Source organism: Streptomyces luteoverticillatus, from assembly GCF_003970715.1.
GTDB classification, from domain to species: domain Bacteria; phylum Actinomycetota; class Actinomycetes; order Streptomycetales; family Streptomycetaceae; genus Streptomyces; species Streptomyces abikoensis.
The window spans coordinates 2,865,925-2,881,196 of record NZ_CP034587.1; the positions used below are offsets into that span (position 1 = coordinate 2,865,925).

At 71.9% G+C, this 15,272-nt stretch carries 13 protein-coding genes; 4 read left to right on the forward strand and 9 right to left on the reverse strand.

Annotation, left to right across the window (positions count from 1 at the left end; all coding sequences use genetic code 11):
• Positions 1-5: 5 nt before the first annotated feature.
• Positions 6-1,502, reverse strand: a complete 1,497-nt coding sequence (locus EKH77_RS12370; RefSeq protein WP_240667328.1) for an LCP family protein — start codon at positions 1,500-1,502, stop codon at positions 6-8.
• Between the two features lie 239 nt (positions 1,503-1,741).
• On the opposite strand from EKH77_RS12370, the gene EKH77_RS12375 reads away from it, so the two are divergent.
• A complete protein-coding gene (locus tag EKH77_RS12375) occupies positions 1,742-2,746 on the forward strand; it encodes a glycosyltransferase family 2 protein (RefSeq protein WP_126914448.1) in 1,005 nt (334 codons plus the stop codon).
• 271 nt (positions 2,747-3,017) lie between these two features.
• Here EKH77_RS12375 and EKH77_RS12380 read toward each other — a convergent pair whose 3' ends face one another.
• Positions 3,018-4,175 carry an acyl-CoA dehydrogenase family protein gene (locus EKH77_RS12380; protein WP_126914449.1) on the reverse strand — a complete coding sequence of 386 codons (1,158 nt, stop codon included), beginning with the start codon at positions 4,173-4,175 and terminating at the stop codon, positions 3,018-3,020.
• A 216-nt stretch (positions 4,176-4,391) separates the two neighbouring features.
• On the opposite strand from EKH77_RS12380, the gene EKH77_RS12385 reads away from it, so the two are divergent.
• Positions 4,392-5,732 (forward strand): UDP-glucose dehydrogenase family protein, encoded by a 1,341-nt coding sequence (locus tag EKH77_RS12385; RefSeq protein ID WP_126914450.1) that lies wholly within the window; start codon positions 4,392-4,394, stop codon positions 5,730-5,732.
• Positions 5,733-5,785: 53 nt separating this feature from the next.
• Here EKH77_RS12385 and EKH77_RS12390 read toward each other — a convergent pair whose 3' ends face one another.
• The 3 genes from EKH77_RS12390 to EKH77_RS12400 are packed head-to-tail and all read right to left on the reverse strand — an operon-like array spanning position 5,786 to position 8,627.
• Positions 5,786-6,973: a dipeptidase gene (locus EKH77_RS12390; RefSeq protein ID WP_126914451.1), complete on the reverse strand. Its 1,188-nt coding sequence runs from the start codon at positions 6,971-6,973 to the stop codon at positions 5,786-5,788.
• Positions 6,974-6,978: 5 nt separating this feature from the next.
• Entirely contained in the window at positions 6,979-7,512 is a 534-nt protein-coding gene (gene purE / locus EKH77_RS12395) for a 5-(carboxyamino)imidazole ribonucleotide mutase (protein ID WP_126914452.1), read from the reverse strand.
• Positions 7,509-8,627, reverse strand: coding sequence for a 5-(carboxyamino)imidazole ribonucleotide synthase (locus tag EKH77_RS12400; protein ID WP_240667732.1), 1,119 nt, complete (start codon positions 8,625-8,627; stop codon positions 7,509-7,511). Before EKH77_RS12400 ends, purE begins: the two co-directional genes overlap by 4 nt.
• Before the next feature lie 198 nt (positions 8,628-8,825).
• Here EKH77_RS12400 and EKH77_RS12405 point away from each other — a divergent pair, with 198 nt between their 5' ends.
• Positions 8,826-9,344, forward strand: a complete 519-nt coding sequence (locus EKH77_RS12405) for a GtrA family protein (RefSeq protein WP_126914454.1) — start codon at positions 8,826-8,828, stop codon at positions 9,342-9,344.
• A 7-nt stretch (positions 9,345-9,351) separates the two neighbouring features.
• Here EKH77_RS12405 and EKH77_RS12410 read toward each other — a convergent pair whose 3' ends face one another.
• Both EKH77_RS12410 and EKH77_RS12415 read right to left on the reverse strand, forming a co-directional pair.
• The gene (locus tag EKH77_RS12410; protein ID WP_126914455.1) at positions 9,352-10,596 is read right to left on the reverse strand and encodes an ATP-binding protein; all 1,245 of its coding nucleotides are present in this window, start codon (positions 10,594-10,596) and stop codon (positions 9,352-9,354) included.
• A gap of 10 nt (positions 10,597-10,606) precedes the next feature.
• Positions 10,607-11,287, reverse strand: a complete 681-nt coding sequence (locus EKH77_RS12415) for a response regulator transcription factor (protein ID WP_126914456.1) — start codon at positions 11,285-11,287, stop codon at positions 10,607-10,609.
• Positions 11,288-11,760: 473 nt separating this feature from the next.
• Here EKH77_RS12415 and EKH77_RS12420 point away from each other — a divergent pair, with 473 nt between their 5' ends.
• A complete protein-coding gene (locus EKH77_RS12420) occupies positions 11,761-13,296 on the forward strand; it encodes a peptide MFS transporter (RefSeq protein WP_126914457.1) in 1,536 nt (511 codons plus the stop codon).
• A gap of 107 nt (positions 13,297-13,403) precedes the next feature.
• Here the strand turns inward: EKH77_RS12420 and EKH77_RS12425 are convergent, their stop codons facing one another.
• Both EKH77_RS12425 and EKH77_RS12430 read right to left on the reverse strand, forming a co-directional pair.
• Positions 13,404-14,348, reverse strand: coding sequence for a hypothetical protein (locus EKH77_RS12425; protein WP_126914458.1), 945 nt, complete (start codon positions 14,346-14,348; stop codon positions 13,404-13,406).
• Positions 14,345-15,253, reverse strand: a complete 909-nt coding sequence (locus tag EKH77_RS12430; protein ID WP_126914459.1) for a hypothetical protein — start codon at positions 15,251-15,253, stop codon at positions 14,345-14,347. The genes EKH77_RS12425 and EKH77_RS12430 overlap by 4 nt, the downstream gene beginning before the upstream one ends.
• Between the last annotated feature and the right edge of the window lie 19 nt (positions 15,254-15,272).

Below are 15,272 nucleotides of genomic sequence, written 5' to 3' on the forward strand. Positions count from 1 at the left end.
CGGGTTCAGGTCTGCTCCGGGCAGACCGCCTGGTCGCCGGTGACCACCGGGATCCGGTCCGGCCGGTCGGGCTCCCCGGCCCGGACGGGCCGGACGTCGGTGAAGTCCTCGCCGAGGACCACCTTCATCAGCGGCCCCTGGCCGGGCGCCGGCCGGAGCTCGGCGCCGGGCAGGGCGGTGGCGAGCGAGCGGGCCGAGCGGTCCCAGCGCGGGTCGTAGGTGATCGTCGTGTGCTTGATCGCGGGCGGTGGCGCGTCGGCGGGCAGCCCGGTGGTGAGGAAGCCGGTGGCCCGCAGTGCCTGGTCGGCGCCCCGGGCCAGGCCCGGGCGGCCGCTGCCGTTGAGGACCTGCACGTGGATCCGCTCGGGGGCGACGTCGACGGCCGCGGCGGGGGGCTGATTGCCCTCGGCGGGCGGCTTGGCGTCCTGGGTGTGGTGCGGGGAGCCGGGGGCGGAGCCCACGGGCCGGTCCTCGCGCAGGGACTGGAAGAGCTTGCCGGCCGCCGCGTCGTCCCAGCGCACGGTCGAGCCGACGTTCGGCACGGGGTAGTCCGCCACGGCGATCGGCACGGACATGAACTCGGTGGAGGCGGGGGTCAGGTTCCGCATCGCCCTGCCGAGGTCCACGAGCTCGTCGGTGCCGAAGCCCCGGTCCGCGCGGACCGAGCCGACCACGGACGAGGCGACCTCCTGGAACTTCACCGGGTTCAGCAGCACCCCGCCGTCGGCGGCCTTGTGCATCAGCGAGGCGAGGAACCGCTGCTGCCGCTGCATCCGGCCCAGGTCGGCGGCCCCGTCGAGATGGCGGGAGCGCACGTACTGCAGGGCCTGGCCGCCGTCGAGGTTGCTGGTGCCGGCGGGCAGGTCGAGCCCGGAGTAGGCGTCCTTGAGCGGCCGTACGGTGCACACCCGCACCCCTCCCACCGCGTCGACGGTCCGCATGAAGCTGGTGAAGTCGACCTCCATGTAGTGATCGACGTGCAGCCCGGTCAGCCGTTCCACGGAGCGCACGGTCAGCCCGGGGCCGCCCTCGGCGTAGGCGGCGTTGAGCTTCTGCGGATGCGCGGGGCGGACCCGGCCGAACTCGTCCGCGCGCTCGGGGATCTCGGTGTAGGTGTCGCGCGGCAGGCCGACGACGGTGGCCCGCTCGCGGTCGGCGGAGAGGTGCACCAGCAGGATCGTGTCGGTGCAGTGACAGGCGGTGCCGCCCAGACGGTAGCGCCTGCGCTCGTCCTCGGTGATCCGGTCGCGGCCGTCGGTGCCGACGAGCAGGACGTTCATGCCCCGGCCGCCGTCCGGCCGGTTGGACAGGCCCTCGAAGGCGTCCACGCGGCCGATCCCGCCGGAGAGCCCGGAGACCACCGCATGGCCGATGCCGCTCGTGCCCAGCACCGCCACCGCGGCGACCGTGGCCAGCCGCATCCCCCAGCGCGGGGGGCGCGGCGGGGTGCGGTGACGGGCGTTGGCCGGGCGGGGGGCGGGGGAGCGGGCCGGTGCGGTCACTGCGGGACCTCCGCGGGGATCGGGCGGCGAGCCGTGGACGGGCAGGGACGGGTGTGACGCTTCCCTCGCCATGCGGACACAACGTAGGCCCATACGATGATCTGTCTGCGGCCCCACGCCGTCCGCGCCCGCTCCGCCACCCGGGCGGGGCGGAACCCGGTCCCCCATTGGCGGTAACGTGGCCGACGTTTCCGTCGTCCGCCGGGTGGTGATCCCGACCCCCGTACCCCCGAGGAACCATGCCCGATCAGCAGCTGCCAGCCGTTTCCGTGATCATGCCGGTGCTCAATGAAGAGCGGCATCTGCGCACCTCCGTGCGGCACATCCTGGAGCAGGAGTATGCCGGTGAGCTGGAGGTGGTCATCGCCCTCGGCCCGTCCACGGACCGTACGGACGAGATCGCCGCGGAGCTCGTCGCGGAGGACTCCCGGGTCCACACGGTGCCGAATCCCACGGGTCGCACCCCCGCCGCGCTCAACGCCGCGATCAAGGCATCACGTCACCCGATCGTGGTACGCGTCGACGGGCACGGCATGCTCTCGCCGGACTACATCGCCACCGCCGTGCGGCTCCTGGACGAGACCGGCGCGCAGAACGTCGGCGGCATCATGCACGCCGAGGGCGAGAACGACTGGGAGAGGGCCGTCGCCGCCGCCATGACCTCGCGGATCGGCGTGGGCAACGCGGCCTTCCACACCGGTGGCCAGGCCGGGCCCGCCGAGACCGTCTACCTGGGCGTCTTCCGCCGCGAGGTGCTGGAGCGGCAGGGCGGCTACAACGAGGAGTTCATCCGCGCCCAGGACTGGGAGCTGAACTTCCGGATCCGTGAGGCGGGCGGGCTGATCTGGTTCTCCCCGGAGCTCAAGGTCTCCTACCGCCCCCGCCCGAACGTGCGGGCGCTGGCCAAGCAGTACAAGAACTACGGCCGCTGGCGCCACGTGGTGGCCCGCTACCACCAGGGCTCGATCAACCTGCGCTATCTGGCGGCCCCGGCCGCCGTGTGCGCCATCGCGGCGGGCGCCGTCGTGGGCGCGACCGTCAGCCCCTGGGGCCTGGTCGTCCCGGCCGGCTACCTCGCGGCGATCACGGCCGGCTCCGTCCCGGCGGGCAAGGGCCTCCCGGCCGGCGCCCGGCTGAGGATCCCGGTGGCGCTGGCCACGATGCACATGTCGTGGGGCTACGGATTTCTCACCAGCCCGCGCTCTTTGGCGCGGAAGGTCATCGCCAGTCGGCGCACCGCCTGACGGTCCGGGGGCTTCGCCCCGGACGAGTGAGGCGTCGTACTGCAAGCCTTACGCCCTCGGCACTACAACGGCGCCACCTTGACGAACAGCCCCCGGCTCAATGCCGGGGGCTGTGTCGTTTGTACAGGTCAGCGGCTGGTTTCGCCCCAGCGTCGTCCCAGGATTTCCCCAGCATGACGCCCATGATCGGCCCGAAACGGGCCCGAACGGACCGGAAGGCGATCAGGGCTCACGAACCACCCAAGATGGCTGCTGACCTGCGGAAACGCCGCTACGGCAGGTTCCTCGCCATGACGATCCGCTGAACCTGGTTCGTGCCCTCATAAATCTGCGTGATCTTGGCGTCGCGCATCATGCGCTCGACCGGGTAGTCACGGGTGTAGCCGTAGCCGCCGAGGAGCTGGACGGCGTCCGTGGTGATCTCCATGGCGGCGTCGGAGGCGTAGCACTTGGCGGCGGCGCCGAAGAAGGTGAGGTCGACGTCGACGCGCTCGGACCTGGCGGCGGCCGCGTAGGTCAGCTGACGGGCGGCCTCCAGCTTCATCGCCATGTCGGCCAGCATGAACTGGACGCCCTGGAAGTCGGCGATCGGCTTGCCGAACTGCTTGCGCTCGCGGACGTAGCCCTTGGCGTAGTCGAGGGCGCCCTGGGCGATGCCCAGCGCCTGGGCGGCGATGGTGACGCGGGTGTGGTCCAGGGTCTTCATCGCCGTGGCGAAGCCGGTGCCCTCGGCGCCGATCATGCGGTCGGCGGGGATGCGGACGTTGTCCAGGTAGACCTCGCGGGTCGGCGAGCCCTTGATGCCGAGCTTCTTCTCCGGGGCGCCGAAGGAGACGCCCTCGTCGCCCTTCTCCACGACGAAGGCGCTGATGCCCTTCGAACGCTTCTCGGGGTCGGTGACGGCCATGACCGTGTAGTACTCGGAGACGCCGGCGTTGGTGATCCAGCGCTTGACGCCGTTGAGCACCCAGTAGTCGCCGTCGCGCACGGCGCGGGTCTTCATGCCGGCCGCGTCCGAGCCGGCGTCGGGCTCGCTCAGGCAGTACGAGAACATCCCCTCGCCCTTGGCGAGCGGGCTCAGGTACCGCTTCTTCAGGTCCTCCGAGCCGGAGAGGGCCACCGGGAGCGAACCCAGCTTGTTGACCGCGGGGATGAGCGAGGACGACGCGCAGACGCGGGCGACCTCCTCGATCACGATCACGGTGGCGAGGGCGTCCGCGCCCGCGCCGCCGAACTCCTCCGGCACGTGCACGGCGTGGAGATCGGCGGCGACGAGGGCGTCGAGCGCCTCCTGCGGGAAGCGGCCCTCCTCGTCCACCTCGGCGGCGAACGGCGCGATCTTCGCCTCGGCGAGCGAGCGCACGACCTTGCGGAGCTCGTCGTGCTCCTCGGCCGGCCGGTACAGGTCGAAGTCCTTGTTTCCCGCCAAGGCGTACTCCCCAGAGAGTTAGCTACTGATTAGTAACCCCGATTCTAGGGGCGCACTTCGGGCCGGTACCACGTGAGCTTGCCGACAACGCGCGATCTCCCGCGATCTCCCCGGGATCCTTCCCGAGCGGCCCCCGACTATGCTCGGGCAACGCAATCAGGCCGCCTGGCCCGCACGCGGGCCGGCCGTCAGTACCGCACAGCAATGGAGCACCGCATGGCCCTCAGGATCACCGTGATCGGCACCGGCTACCTCGGCGCCACCCACGCCGCGGCCATGGCCGAGCTGGGCTTCGAGGTGCTGGGGCTCGACGTGGTCCCCGAGAAGATCGAGACGCTCGCGCGCGGCGAGGTCCCGATGTACGAGCCGGGGCTGGAGGAGCTGCTGCGCAAGCACGTCGCCGGCATCGAGGGCTCGACCGGACGGCTGCGCTTCACGACCTCCTGGGAGGAGGTCGGCGAGTTCGGCGACGTCCACTTCGTCTGTGTGAACACCCCGCAGAAGCACGGCGAGTACGCCTGCGACATGTCCTACGTCGACAGCGCCTTCGCCTCCCTCGCCCCCCAGCTGCGCCGCCCCGCCCTCGTCGTCGGCAAGTCGACCGTGCCGGTCGGCAGCGCGACCCGCCTCGCGAAGCTCCTCACCGAGCTGGCCCCGGCGGGCGAGGACGTCGAGCTCGCCTGGAACCCGGAGTTCCTGCGCGAGGGCTTCGCCGTCCAGGACACCCTCCACCCCGACCGCATCGTCGTCGGCGTGGCGGGCGAGCGCGGCGAGAAGCTGCTCCGCGAGGTCTACGCGACGCCGGTCGGCGAGGGCTCGCCCTTCGTCGTCGCCGACTACCCGACCGCCGAGCTGGTCAAGACCGCCGCCAACTCCTTCCTCGCCACGAAGATCTCCTTCATCAACGCCATGGCCGAGGTCTGCGAGGCCGCCGACGGCGACGTGGTGAAGCTGGCCGAGGCCATCGGGCACGACGACCGCATCGGCAAGAAGTTCCTGCGCGCGGGCGTCGGTTTCGGCGGCGGCTGCCTGCCGAAGGACATCCGCGCCTTCATGGCCCGCGCGGGCGAGCTCGGCGCCGACCAGGCGCTGACCTTCCTCCGCGAGGTCGACTCCATCAACATGCGCCGCCGCTCCCACATGGTCGAGCTGGCGCGGGAGGCCGTGGGCGGCGACTTCCTGGGCCGCCGCGTCGCGGTGCTGGGCGCCACGTTCAAGCCGGACTCGGACGACGTCCGGGACTCCCCCGCGCTCAACGTCGCCGGCCAGATCCACCTCCAGGGCGGCCAGGTGACCGTCCACGACCCCAAGGGCATGGCGAACGCCCGCCGTCTCTTCCCCACCCTCGCCTACGCGGACACCGCGCTGGAGGCCTGCCGCGGGGCGCACGTGGTGCTCCACCTCACGGAGTGGGGCGAGTACCGGCAGCTCGACCCGGCGGTGGTCGGCGCGGTGGTGGCGGAGCGCCACGTCATCGACGGCCGCAACGCGCTGGACGCCGCGCGCTGGCGTTCGGCGGACTGGACGTTCCGGGCGCTGGGACGGCCGAAGGCCTGACAAACGCCGGACGGGCCGACTTTTGTCGGCCCGTCCGGCGTTCGAGGACGGCGCTAGCCGTCCAGCTGGTCGATCGTCGCGATCGACGGCCCCCGCTTCGCGGAGAGGTCGCGCGCGACCGCCTCCGCGTCCCGCAACGCCCGCGTCGCGTTCTGCCACGTCAGCTTCGCCAGGTCCGGCTCCGACCAGCCCCGCCGCAGGAGTTCCGCGATCAGGTTCGGGTAGCCGGAGACGTCGGCCAGGTCGGCCGGGGTGAAGGCCGTGCCGTCGAAGTCGCCGCCGATGCCGATGTGGTCGACGCCCGCGACCTCGCGCATGTGGTCGAGGTGGTCCGCGACCGTCGCGGCCGTGGCCACCGGGCGCGGGCGCTCCGCCTCGAAGGCGCGGTGGACGGCCATGGCCTCGGCGGTGGTGTCGAGGTGGTGGAAGCCGTGGGCGCGCATGTTCTCGTCGGCGGCCACGGTCCAGGCGACGGCCTCCGGCAGGATGAACTTGGGGACGAACGTGGCCATGGCCACGCCCCCGTTCGCGGCGAGCGCGCCGAGCACGTCGTCCGGCACATTGCGCGGGTGGTCGCACACCGCGCGCGCCGACGAGTGCGAGAAGATCACCGGCGCCTCGCTGACCCGCAGCGCGTCCCGCATCGTGCCGGGCGCGACGTGCGAGAGGTCGACGAGCATGCCGAGGCGGTTCATCTCGCGGACGACCTCCTCGCCGAAGCGCGTCAGCCCGCCCGCCGCCGGCTCGTCGGTCGCCGAGTCCGCCCACGGGATGTTGTCGTTGTGGGTGAGCGTCATATAGCGGACGCCCAGGCGGTGGAGGGCGCGCAGCGTGGCCAGCGAGCAGTTGATGCTGTGGCCGCCCTCGGCGCCCATCAGCGAGGCGATGCGCCCCTCGGCGCGGGCCGCCTCCATGTCGTCGGCGGTCAGGGCGAGCCGCAGCTCGCCGGGGTAGCGGTCGACGAGCTGCCGTACGACGTCGATCTGCTCCAGCGTCGCGCTGACCGCCTCGTCGCCGGCCATGTCGGTGCGCACGTACACCGACCAGAACTGCGCGCCGACGCCGCCCGCGCGCATCCGGGGCAGGTCGGTGTGGAGCCCGGCGGCGCTCTGGTCGGTGGCGATGTCGCGCTGGTCGAGGTCGTAGCGGACCTGCTGGCGCAGGGCCCAGGGGAGGTCGTTGTGCCCGTCGACGACGGGGTGCGCGGCGAGCAGCTCGCGGGCGCGGATCAGTTCGTCCACTGAGGTCACTTCCCGAATCCGAAGCCGGAGGCGCCTTCCACCTTGGCGCGCAGGCGCTTGCCCTTCTCGGTGGCCTGGTCGTTGAGCTCGTCCTGGAAGCGGCGCATCCGCTCCAGCAGCTTCTCGTCGTGGGCGGCGAGCATCCGGACGGCCAGCAGGCCGGCGTTGCGGGCGCCCGCGACGGAGACGGTGGCGACGGGGACGCCGGCGGGCATCTGGACGATGGAAAGGAGAGAGTCCATGCCGTCGAGGTACTTCAGCGGCACGGGCACGCCGATCACCGGCAGCGGGGTGACCGAGGCGAGCATCCCGGGCAGGTGGGCCGCGCCGCCCGCGCCGGCGATGATCGCCTTGAGGCCGCGGCCGGCGGCCAGCTCCCCGTACTCGACCATCTCGCGCGGCATCCGGTGCGCGGAGACGACGTCGACCTCGTAGGGGATCTCGAACTCGTCCAGGGCCTTCGCGGCGGCTTCCATGACGGGCCAGTCGGAGTCCGAGCCCATGACGATGCCGATGAGGGGGGAGCCGGGAGAACTCATTCCGTGATCGTTCCTCGCAGGTATCCGGCGGCGTGCGCGGCGCGCTCGCGCACGTCCGCCAGGTCGTCGCCGTAGGTGTTGACGTGTCCGACCTTGCGGCCGGGCTTCACGTCCTTGCCGTACATATGGATCTTCAGTGCCGGGTCGCGCGCCATGCAATGCAGGTACGCGTAATACATGTCCGGATAGTCGCCGCCGAGAACATTGGCCATCACGGTCCACTTGGCGCGCGGGCGCGGGTCGCCCAGCGGCAGGTCCAGCACGGCCCGGACGTGGTTGGCGAACTGCGAGGTGATCGCGCCGTCCTGGGTCCAGTGACCGGAGTTGTGGGGGCGCATGGCGAGCTCGTTGACGAGCACGCGGCCGTCGCGGGTCTCGAAGAGCTCCACGGCGAGGTGGCCGACGACGCCCAGTTCCTTGGCGATGCGCAGGGCGAGCTCCTGGGCGTGCGCGGAGAGCTCGTCGGACAGGCCGGGCGCGGGGGCGATGACGGTGTCGCAGACGCCGTCGACCTGGACGGACTCCACGACGGGGTACGAGACGGCCTGGCCGTGCGGGGAGCGGACCACGTTGGCCGCGAGCTCGCGGACGAAGTCGACCTTCTCCTCGGCGAGCACGGGCACGCCGGCCCGGAAGGGCTCCTCGGCCCCCTTGGCGTCGCGGACCACCCAGACACCCTTGCCGTCGTAACCGCCGCGCACGGTCTTGAGGACGACGGGGAAGCCGTCGCCCTCCGCCGCGAAGCGCTCGACGTCGGCGGGGTCCGCCACGATGCGGTGCCGTGGGCAGGGCACTCCGATCGCGTCGAGCTTCGCGCGCATCACGCCCTTGTCCTGGGCGTGCACCAACGCGTCGGGCCCCGGGCGGACGGGGATGCCGTCCGCCTCCAGGGCCCGGAGGTGCTCGGTGGGTACATGCTCGTGATCGAAGGTGATCACGTCGCAGCCTTGTGCGAACGCACGAAGGGTGTCCAGGTCGCGGTAGTCGCCGATGACGACATCGCTCACCACCTGGGCCGCCGAGTCCTGGGGAGTGTCACTGAGCAGCTTGAACCTGATGCCGAGGGGGATGCCCGCCTCGTGGGTCATACGGGCGAGCTGACCGCCACCGACCATGCCGACTACCGGGAACGTCACTCCCCCAGAGTATCCGTACGTACGAACCACCCTGACCTCCCCTGGATGATCCTCCAAGTCGGGAGCCTTTCGTTCCGGCGGCGACGAGGTGTAACCAAAGCGGCAATTCCGGGCGTTCGCCGTTCGTTCATCGACTCTGCGGACGGGCTCCACAGCGGGCTCGTTAGCATGAAGGACATGACTCAACGGCGCACAGTGCGTTCCCGGCTGGAGCGGCTGGCCCGCGAAATCGCGAAATTCGGTGCCGTGGGCGCCATCGGATTCGTGGTCAACTTCATCGTCTTCAACATCTGCGTCCACGGCCTGGGTCTGGCCGTCGTGCGCTCGGGCGTCATCGCCACGGCTGTGGCCATCGCCGCGAACTACGTCGGCAACCGCTACTGGACCTACCGCGACACGGACAAGAACCGGCGCAGCCGTGAGCTCACCCTGTTCCTGCTCTTCAGCGGCGTCGGCCTGGTGATCGAGAACGGGATACTCGCCCTCTCCCACTACGGCATGGGCTGGACCAGCCCGCTCGCCGACAACATCGCCAAGAACGTCGTCGGCCTCGGCATCGGCACGGTCTTCCGCTTCTGGTCGTACCGCACGTGGGTGTTCCGCGCGATGCCCGCCCGCGACGCCGTCCAGGCCGCCGAATCGTTCCTGACGGAGGCGGGGGTGCCCGCGCAGGAGCGGGTCCGGGCCGGGAAGTGACCCGCCTCTAGTCCGCTTGATCCGCTTCGCGGCTCAAGAACAACGCGAACACCGGCGGCTGCTGCTGGAGGAGCTCCAGCCGGCCGCCGTCCGCCTCCGCGAGATCGCGGGCGACGGCCAGGCCCAGCCCCGTGGAGTTACGGCCGCTCACCGTCCGCTCGAACACCCGGGAGCCCAGGTCGACCGGGACGCCCGGCCCCTCGTCGGAGACCTCCACGACCGCCTGGTTGCCGGTGACCCGGGTGCGCAGGGCGACGGTGCCGTCCCCGTGCATCAGGGAGTTCTCGATCAGCGTCGCCAGCACCTGGGAGACCGCGCCCGGCGTGCCCACCGCGCGCAGCCCCTGCTTGCCCGAGCGGACCACGGCCCGGCCCGTGGCGCGGGCGGCCGGGCGCCATTCCTCGATCTGCTGCTTGATGACCTCGTCGAGGTCGAAGGTGACCGCGGACCCGGTCTGCGGGTCGCGGGAGTTCGTCAGCAGCCGCTGGACGACGTCGGTGAGCCGCTCCACCTGGGTGAGGGCGATCATCGCCTCCTCCTTGACCGTCTCCGGGTCGTCGGTGAGCGTGATCTCCTCCAGCCGCATCGACAGCGCGGTCAGCGGGGTGCGGAGCTGGTGCGAGGCGTCGGCGGCCAGCCGCCGTTCCGCCGTGAGCATGCGCGCGATCCGCTCGGCGCTCGCGTCGAGGACGTCGGCGACCCGGTCGAGCTCGGGGACGCCGTAGCGGCGGTGGCGGGGGCGGGGGTCGCCGGAGCCCAGCCGCTCGGCGGTCTCGGCGAGGTCGGTGAGCGGGGCCGTGAGCCGGTTGGCCTGGCGAACGGCCAGGAACACGGCGGCGATCACGGCGAGCAGGGCCACCGCGAGGATCACCAGCAGGGTGCGGCCGATCTCCCGGCTGACGGTGGCGCGGGACTCCTCGACCCGTACCGTCTCACCCTGCTCGCCCTTCTGCGTCGCGGTGATGACGCCGCCCTCGGGCCGGGTGCCGATCTCGATCGTCGGCCGCCCGGGGATGTCGACCCGCGCGTACCGGTCGGGGGTGATCTGATCGCTCAGCACCCCCGACTCCACGCGCTCGTGCCCGGCGAGCCGGCTGTCGACGATGCTCACCAGCCGGACGACCTCGGACTGCACGCTCTCCTGCGCGCTGTTCTCGATCGTCCGGGTCTCGACGATGACCAGCGAGATCCCGAAGACCGCGATCACGACGAGTACGACGGCGAGCGTGGAGTTGATCAGTCGGCGGCGCACGGGTCTCTGGTCAGCTCTTCTCGAAGCGGAAGCCGACGCCGCGCACGGTGGCGATGTAGCGCGGGTTGGCGGCGTCGTCGCCGAGCTTCTTGCGCAGCCAGGAGATGTGCATGTCCAGGGTCTTGGTGGACGACCACCAGGTGGTGTCCCAGACCTCGCGCATCAGCTGGTCGCGGGTGACGACCCGGCCGGCGTCGCGCACCAGGACCCGCAGCAGGTCGAACTCCTTCGCGGTGAGCTGGAGTTCCTCGTCGCCCATCCAGGCGCGGTGCGACTCGACGTCGATCCGCACGCCGTGGGTGGCCGGCGGCTGCTGGTGGGCCTCGACGGTGCCGCGGCGCAGCAGCGCCCGGACCCGCGCGAGGAGCTCGGCGAGCCGGAAGGGCTTGGTGACGTAGTCGTCGGCGCCGGCGTCCAGGCCGACCACGGTGTCCACCTCGTCGGCGCGGGCGGTGAGGACCAGCACGGGGAATCCGTGCCCTTCGTTGCGCAGTCTGCGGCAGACCTCGAGGCCGTCCATGCCGGGCAGCCCGAGGTCGAGGACGAGCAGGTCCACCCCTCCTTGCAGGCCGGCGTCCAGGGCGGTGGGACCGTCTTCGCGCACCTCCACCTCGTACCCTTCGCGGCGCAGGGCGCGCGCGAGCGGCTCCGAGATGGAGGCGTCATCCTCGGCGAGCAGTACTCGGGTCATGAGGGTGATGGTAGTCCGCGCGGGCGCGCGTCAGAGGCGGGCCGAGTGCTACCTACGGCAACACTTCACCGAAAGTGCTACCACCTTCGAATGGAAGCGATCGGTTCCGGAATCGGCTGTGATCCATGTCTCAACACCTTCCGTACCCGGGCGGGGTGTGACGTATGGTGACCCGACATCTGTAGCACTACCGAGGGACCTTCGGGACATCCGACGAGCCGAAGGTCTCTGTTGTGCGCAGGGCTGGTGCTCCAGCCTTGTTCCACAGTGTTTGACCTGTCGGCCGGGTCCGCCGCGCGAAGGTGCGCGGGGGGCGTGGATCCCGGCATACGGCCGTCCCGCGGCTTCTCCCATTCGAGGAGCCGCACCCCAGGGGAGTGGGGGGACGGCGTCAGTAGCCGGTGCCGGCCAACCCCTCACCCGGGCGCGCGTCCTCCGGACCACCGCGCGTCCCGAGCACCCTAGGAATGACCATGGCGTCCAGCCTGACGAAGGACGCGGCCGAGCGGGAGAAGACCTCTCCGGCCTCCGGCGGCATGACCTTCTTCGGCCACCCCTTCGGCCTGGCCCCGCTCTTCTTGACCGAGATGTGGGAGCGCTTCTCCTACTACGGCATGCGGGCCCTGCTCGTCGTCTACCTGATCGCCGGCGGCCCCGACGCCAAGCCCGGCAGCCAGGGCGGCGGTCTGCACATGCCCGAGGCCAGCGCGGTGGCGATCTACTCCATCTACGTGGCCATGGTGTACCTGCTCGCCATGCCCGGCGGCTGGTTCGGCGACCGCGTATGGGGTCCCCGTAAGACGGTCACGATCGCGGCCAGCACCATCATGGCGGGCCACCTGCTCCTGGCCGTGCCCGGCAAGCCGACCTTCTTCGCCGGCCTCGCGCTGGTGGCGATCGGCTCCGGCCTGCTGAAGTCCAACATCTCCACGATGGTGGGCCACCTCTACGACGGCCCCACGGACCCGCGCCGGGACGGCGGCTTCACGCTGTTCTACATCGGCATCAACCTGGGCGCCTTCTTCGCGCCGCTGGTCATCGGCACCGTCGGCCAGGAAGTCAACTGGCACCTGGGCTTCGGCATCGCCGCCGCCGGTATGGCGCTCGGCCTGATGATCTTCCTGTGGGGCACCCGCCACCTCGACCCGAAGAGCAGCGTCGTCCCGACGCCGCTGTCGGCCGAGGAGCGCAAGGCGACCCTCACCAAGGCCCTGATCTGGCTCGGTGTCGCGGCCGTCTTCTACGGCATCGTGGGTGGCGCCGGTATCTTCACCCTCAACTGGGCCCTGGTCCCGATCACCCTGCTGGGCCTGATCATCCCGATCACCGTCCTGTTCCGCATCAAGCGCGACAAGGACCTGACGGACTCCGAGCAGACCAAGGTCAGCGGCTACATCTGGTTCTTCGTCGCCGCCGCCGCCTTCTGGATGATCTTCGACCAGGCCGGTTCGACGATGTCGACCTTCGCCGAGAAGAAGACCGCCGACAACGTCTTCGGCTTCAGCTTCCCGTCGACCTGGTTCCAGTCGGTCAACCCGCTGTGGGTCATGGCGCTGGCCCCGGTCTTCGCCTGGCTGTGGGTGTTCCTGGCCCGCCGTAACAGCGAGCCCAGCACCACGGTGAAGTTCTCCATGGCGATGGTGCTCATCGGCGCCTCGTTCTTCGTCTTCGCCGTCCCGATGGGCATGGCGGGCGACGGCACCAAGGTCAGCCCGGCCTGGCTGCTGATGATCTACATGATCCAGACCATGGGTGAGCTGTGCCTCTCCCCGGTCGGTCTGTCGCTCACCACGAAGATGGCGCCGAAGAAGTACGCGAGCCAGATGCTGGGCGTGTGGTTCCTCGCCGTCACCGCCGGTGACTGCACCACGGGTCTGCTCTCCATCGCGGGCGTGGACATGAACGGCACCGGCACGATCGTGTTCCAGGCCGCGCTCTGCACCCTGGCGGGTGTCGCGGTGTGGATGTACCGCAAGCGGATCATCGCCCTGATGGGTGACGTCCACTGATGTCGGTTCGCTGACGCGGATGCGCTGACGCGGATTCGCCGACGAACGCTGGAAGCCCCCGGCACGGGAACGTGCCGGGGGCTTTCGCGTACCCGGTTCGCCGTCCGTCAGCCGGGGCCCCTGGGGTCGGTGTCCGGGGTGAACCACGGAAGCGGGGCCGCGCCGGCGGTGGGAGGCGTGGTGGCGGGCGTACGGGGCCGGACGCGGTCCACGACCGCCATGCCCGCGCGGAAGACCGCCAGCGGGACGACCACGCCCAGCAGGATCCAGAAGAGCGTCACCCCCCAGGGCCGGCTCACGTCCCACGGCTGCTCGACGAGCACCTTGCCGCCGTACTCGAGCGAGACGAGGTAGTCCCCGTACGCGCCCGCCGCCAGCTCCACGTCCAGCGTCACCCGCTCCTTCCGCCCGGGGGCCACCGTGCCGTGCCAGGGGCGGTCCTCCCAGACCGGCGCGAGCACCCCGCGCGAGGTGCCGAGCCGGAAGGCGGGGTCGCGGGCGGGGGCCGAGCCGAGGTTGGCGACGGTGACGACGAGCCTGCGGGTGGGCGGGGCCCCGAACCACGTCAGCAGCCCACTGGAGCCCTCCAGCCGGGCGTCCAGCACCCCGAGCCGTTCCCCGCCGCTCCGCTCCGGCAGGGGCGCGACGGGGTGCCCGGTGACGACCAGCGGGACGTCCGCCGTGGCGGAGTCGCCGGTGACGGTCGCCACATGGACGACACACGGGCAGGGCTTGGGCGGCGCGGGGACGGGCACGTCCTTGCGGAAGGCGCCGTCGGCGCCGGTGGTGACGGCGCGGCCGTCGGCGTTGGCGCAGGCGTTGGTGCCGCCGATCATGTTCTGCCCGCAGACGAGCAGGGTGAGCAGCGCGCCGGCCGGCCAGCCCCGGCCGGTCACGGTGACCTGGCCGTCCCGGGGGACCTCGGAGCGGTCCACGGCGGCCCGGGGAGTCCGGGGAGGGTCGTCGCCGTCGGCGAGGGCGGGGGGCGCGGGAAAGGCCGTGAGGAGCGCGAGCAGGGCGAGGAGCGCTGCGGCGCGCTTCCAGGCGCTCATGAGCCCTCCTCCAGGTGGTCGGCCCGTGAGCGGGCCGACCGGCGCCGTCGTACGCCCCGTACGACCCCGAGCGCCGCCACGAGCCCCGCCGCCCCGGCGAAGGCCGGGCGGAGCCAGGGCAGCGGCGTGTACGAGCCGTACGCGGCGGCTCCGGTGCCGTCCGGCATGGTGGCGGTGACCCGTACCCTCACCCGGTCCAGGCGTGGGGCCTCCGGCCACCGTTCCGCCAGCCGTACGCTCTCGCCGGGAGCCAGGGCGGTGGGGGCTCCCGCTGCCTGGCGGCGCAGGACCTGCCCGAAGAGGCCCTCCGCGCGGATGGTCAGCCGGGGGGCGAGGGTGATGTTGCCCCGGTTGACGAGGGCGTAGTGGATCACCGCGTCCCGGCCCGTGCCACTGACCCGGACGTGCTCCACCGAGAGCGCGGCGAGGGCCGTCCCCGCGACCCGTACGGCCATGGGCACCGGGACCCGTCGGCCGTCCCCCGAGGCGGTCACGACGGCGGAGCGGTCGCCCGGTGCCGTACCGGCCGGGACGGTCACGGTGAGGGGGACGTCCGCGCGGGTGCGGGGCGGCACGGTCACGCGCCGGGCGGCGAGGGAGATCCAGGGGGTGCTGCCGCTCAGCTCGACCGCCAGCCGCCGGTCGCCGCGGTTGACGACCGTCAGCTTGTCCTCCAGGACCGCGCCGGGAGCGCCTTCGAGGTAGAAGGACGACCGGTCCTCCGCCGTCGGCGCCTTCCCGCCGCCGGGGGCGGGCGCCGCCGTCCAGGACGGCGGGCTGCCGGCCGGGCCCTGCGGGGCCGGGTCCGGAGCCGGGGCGGTGGGCGCGGGCACGACGAGCACCGAGGCGGCGCAGAGCAGCGCGGCGGCCCGGGCACGGGGTGCTCTCTGGGTGGTCGGCGGCATCGGCGGCTCCCTGGGCGTG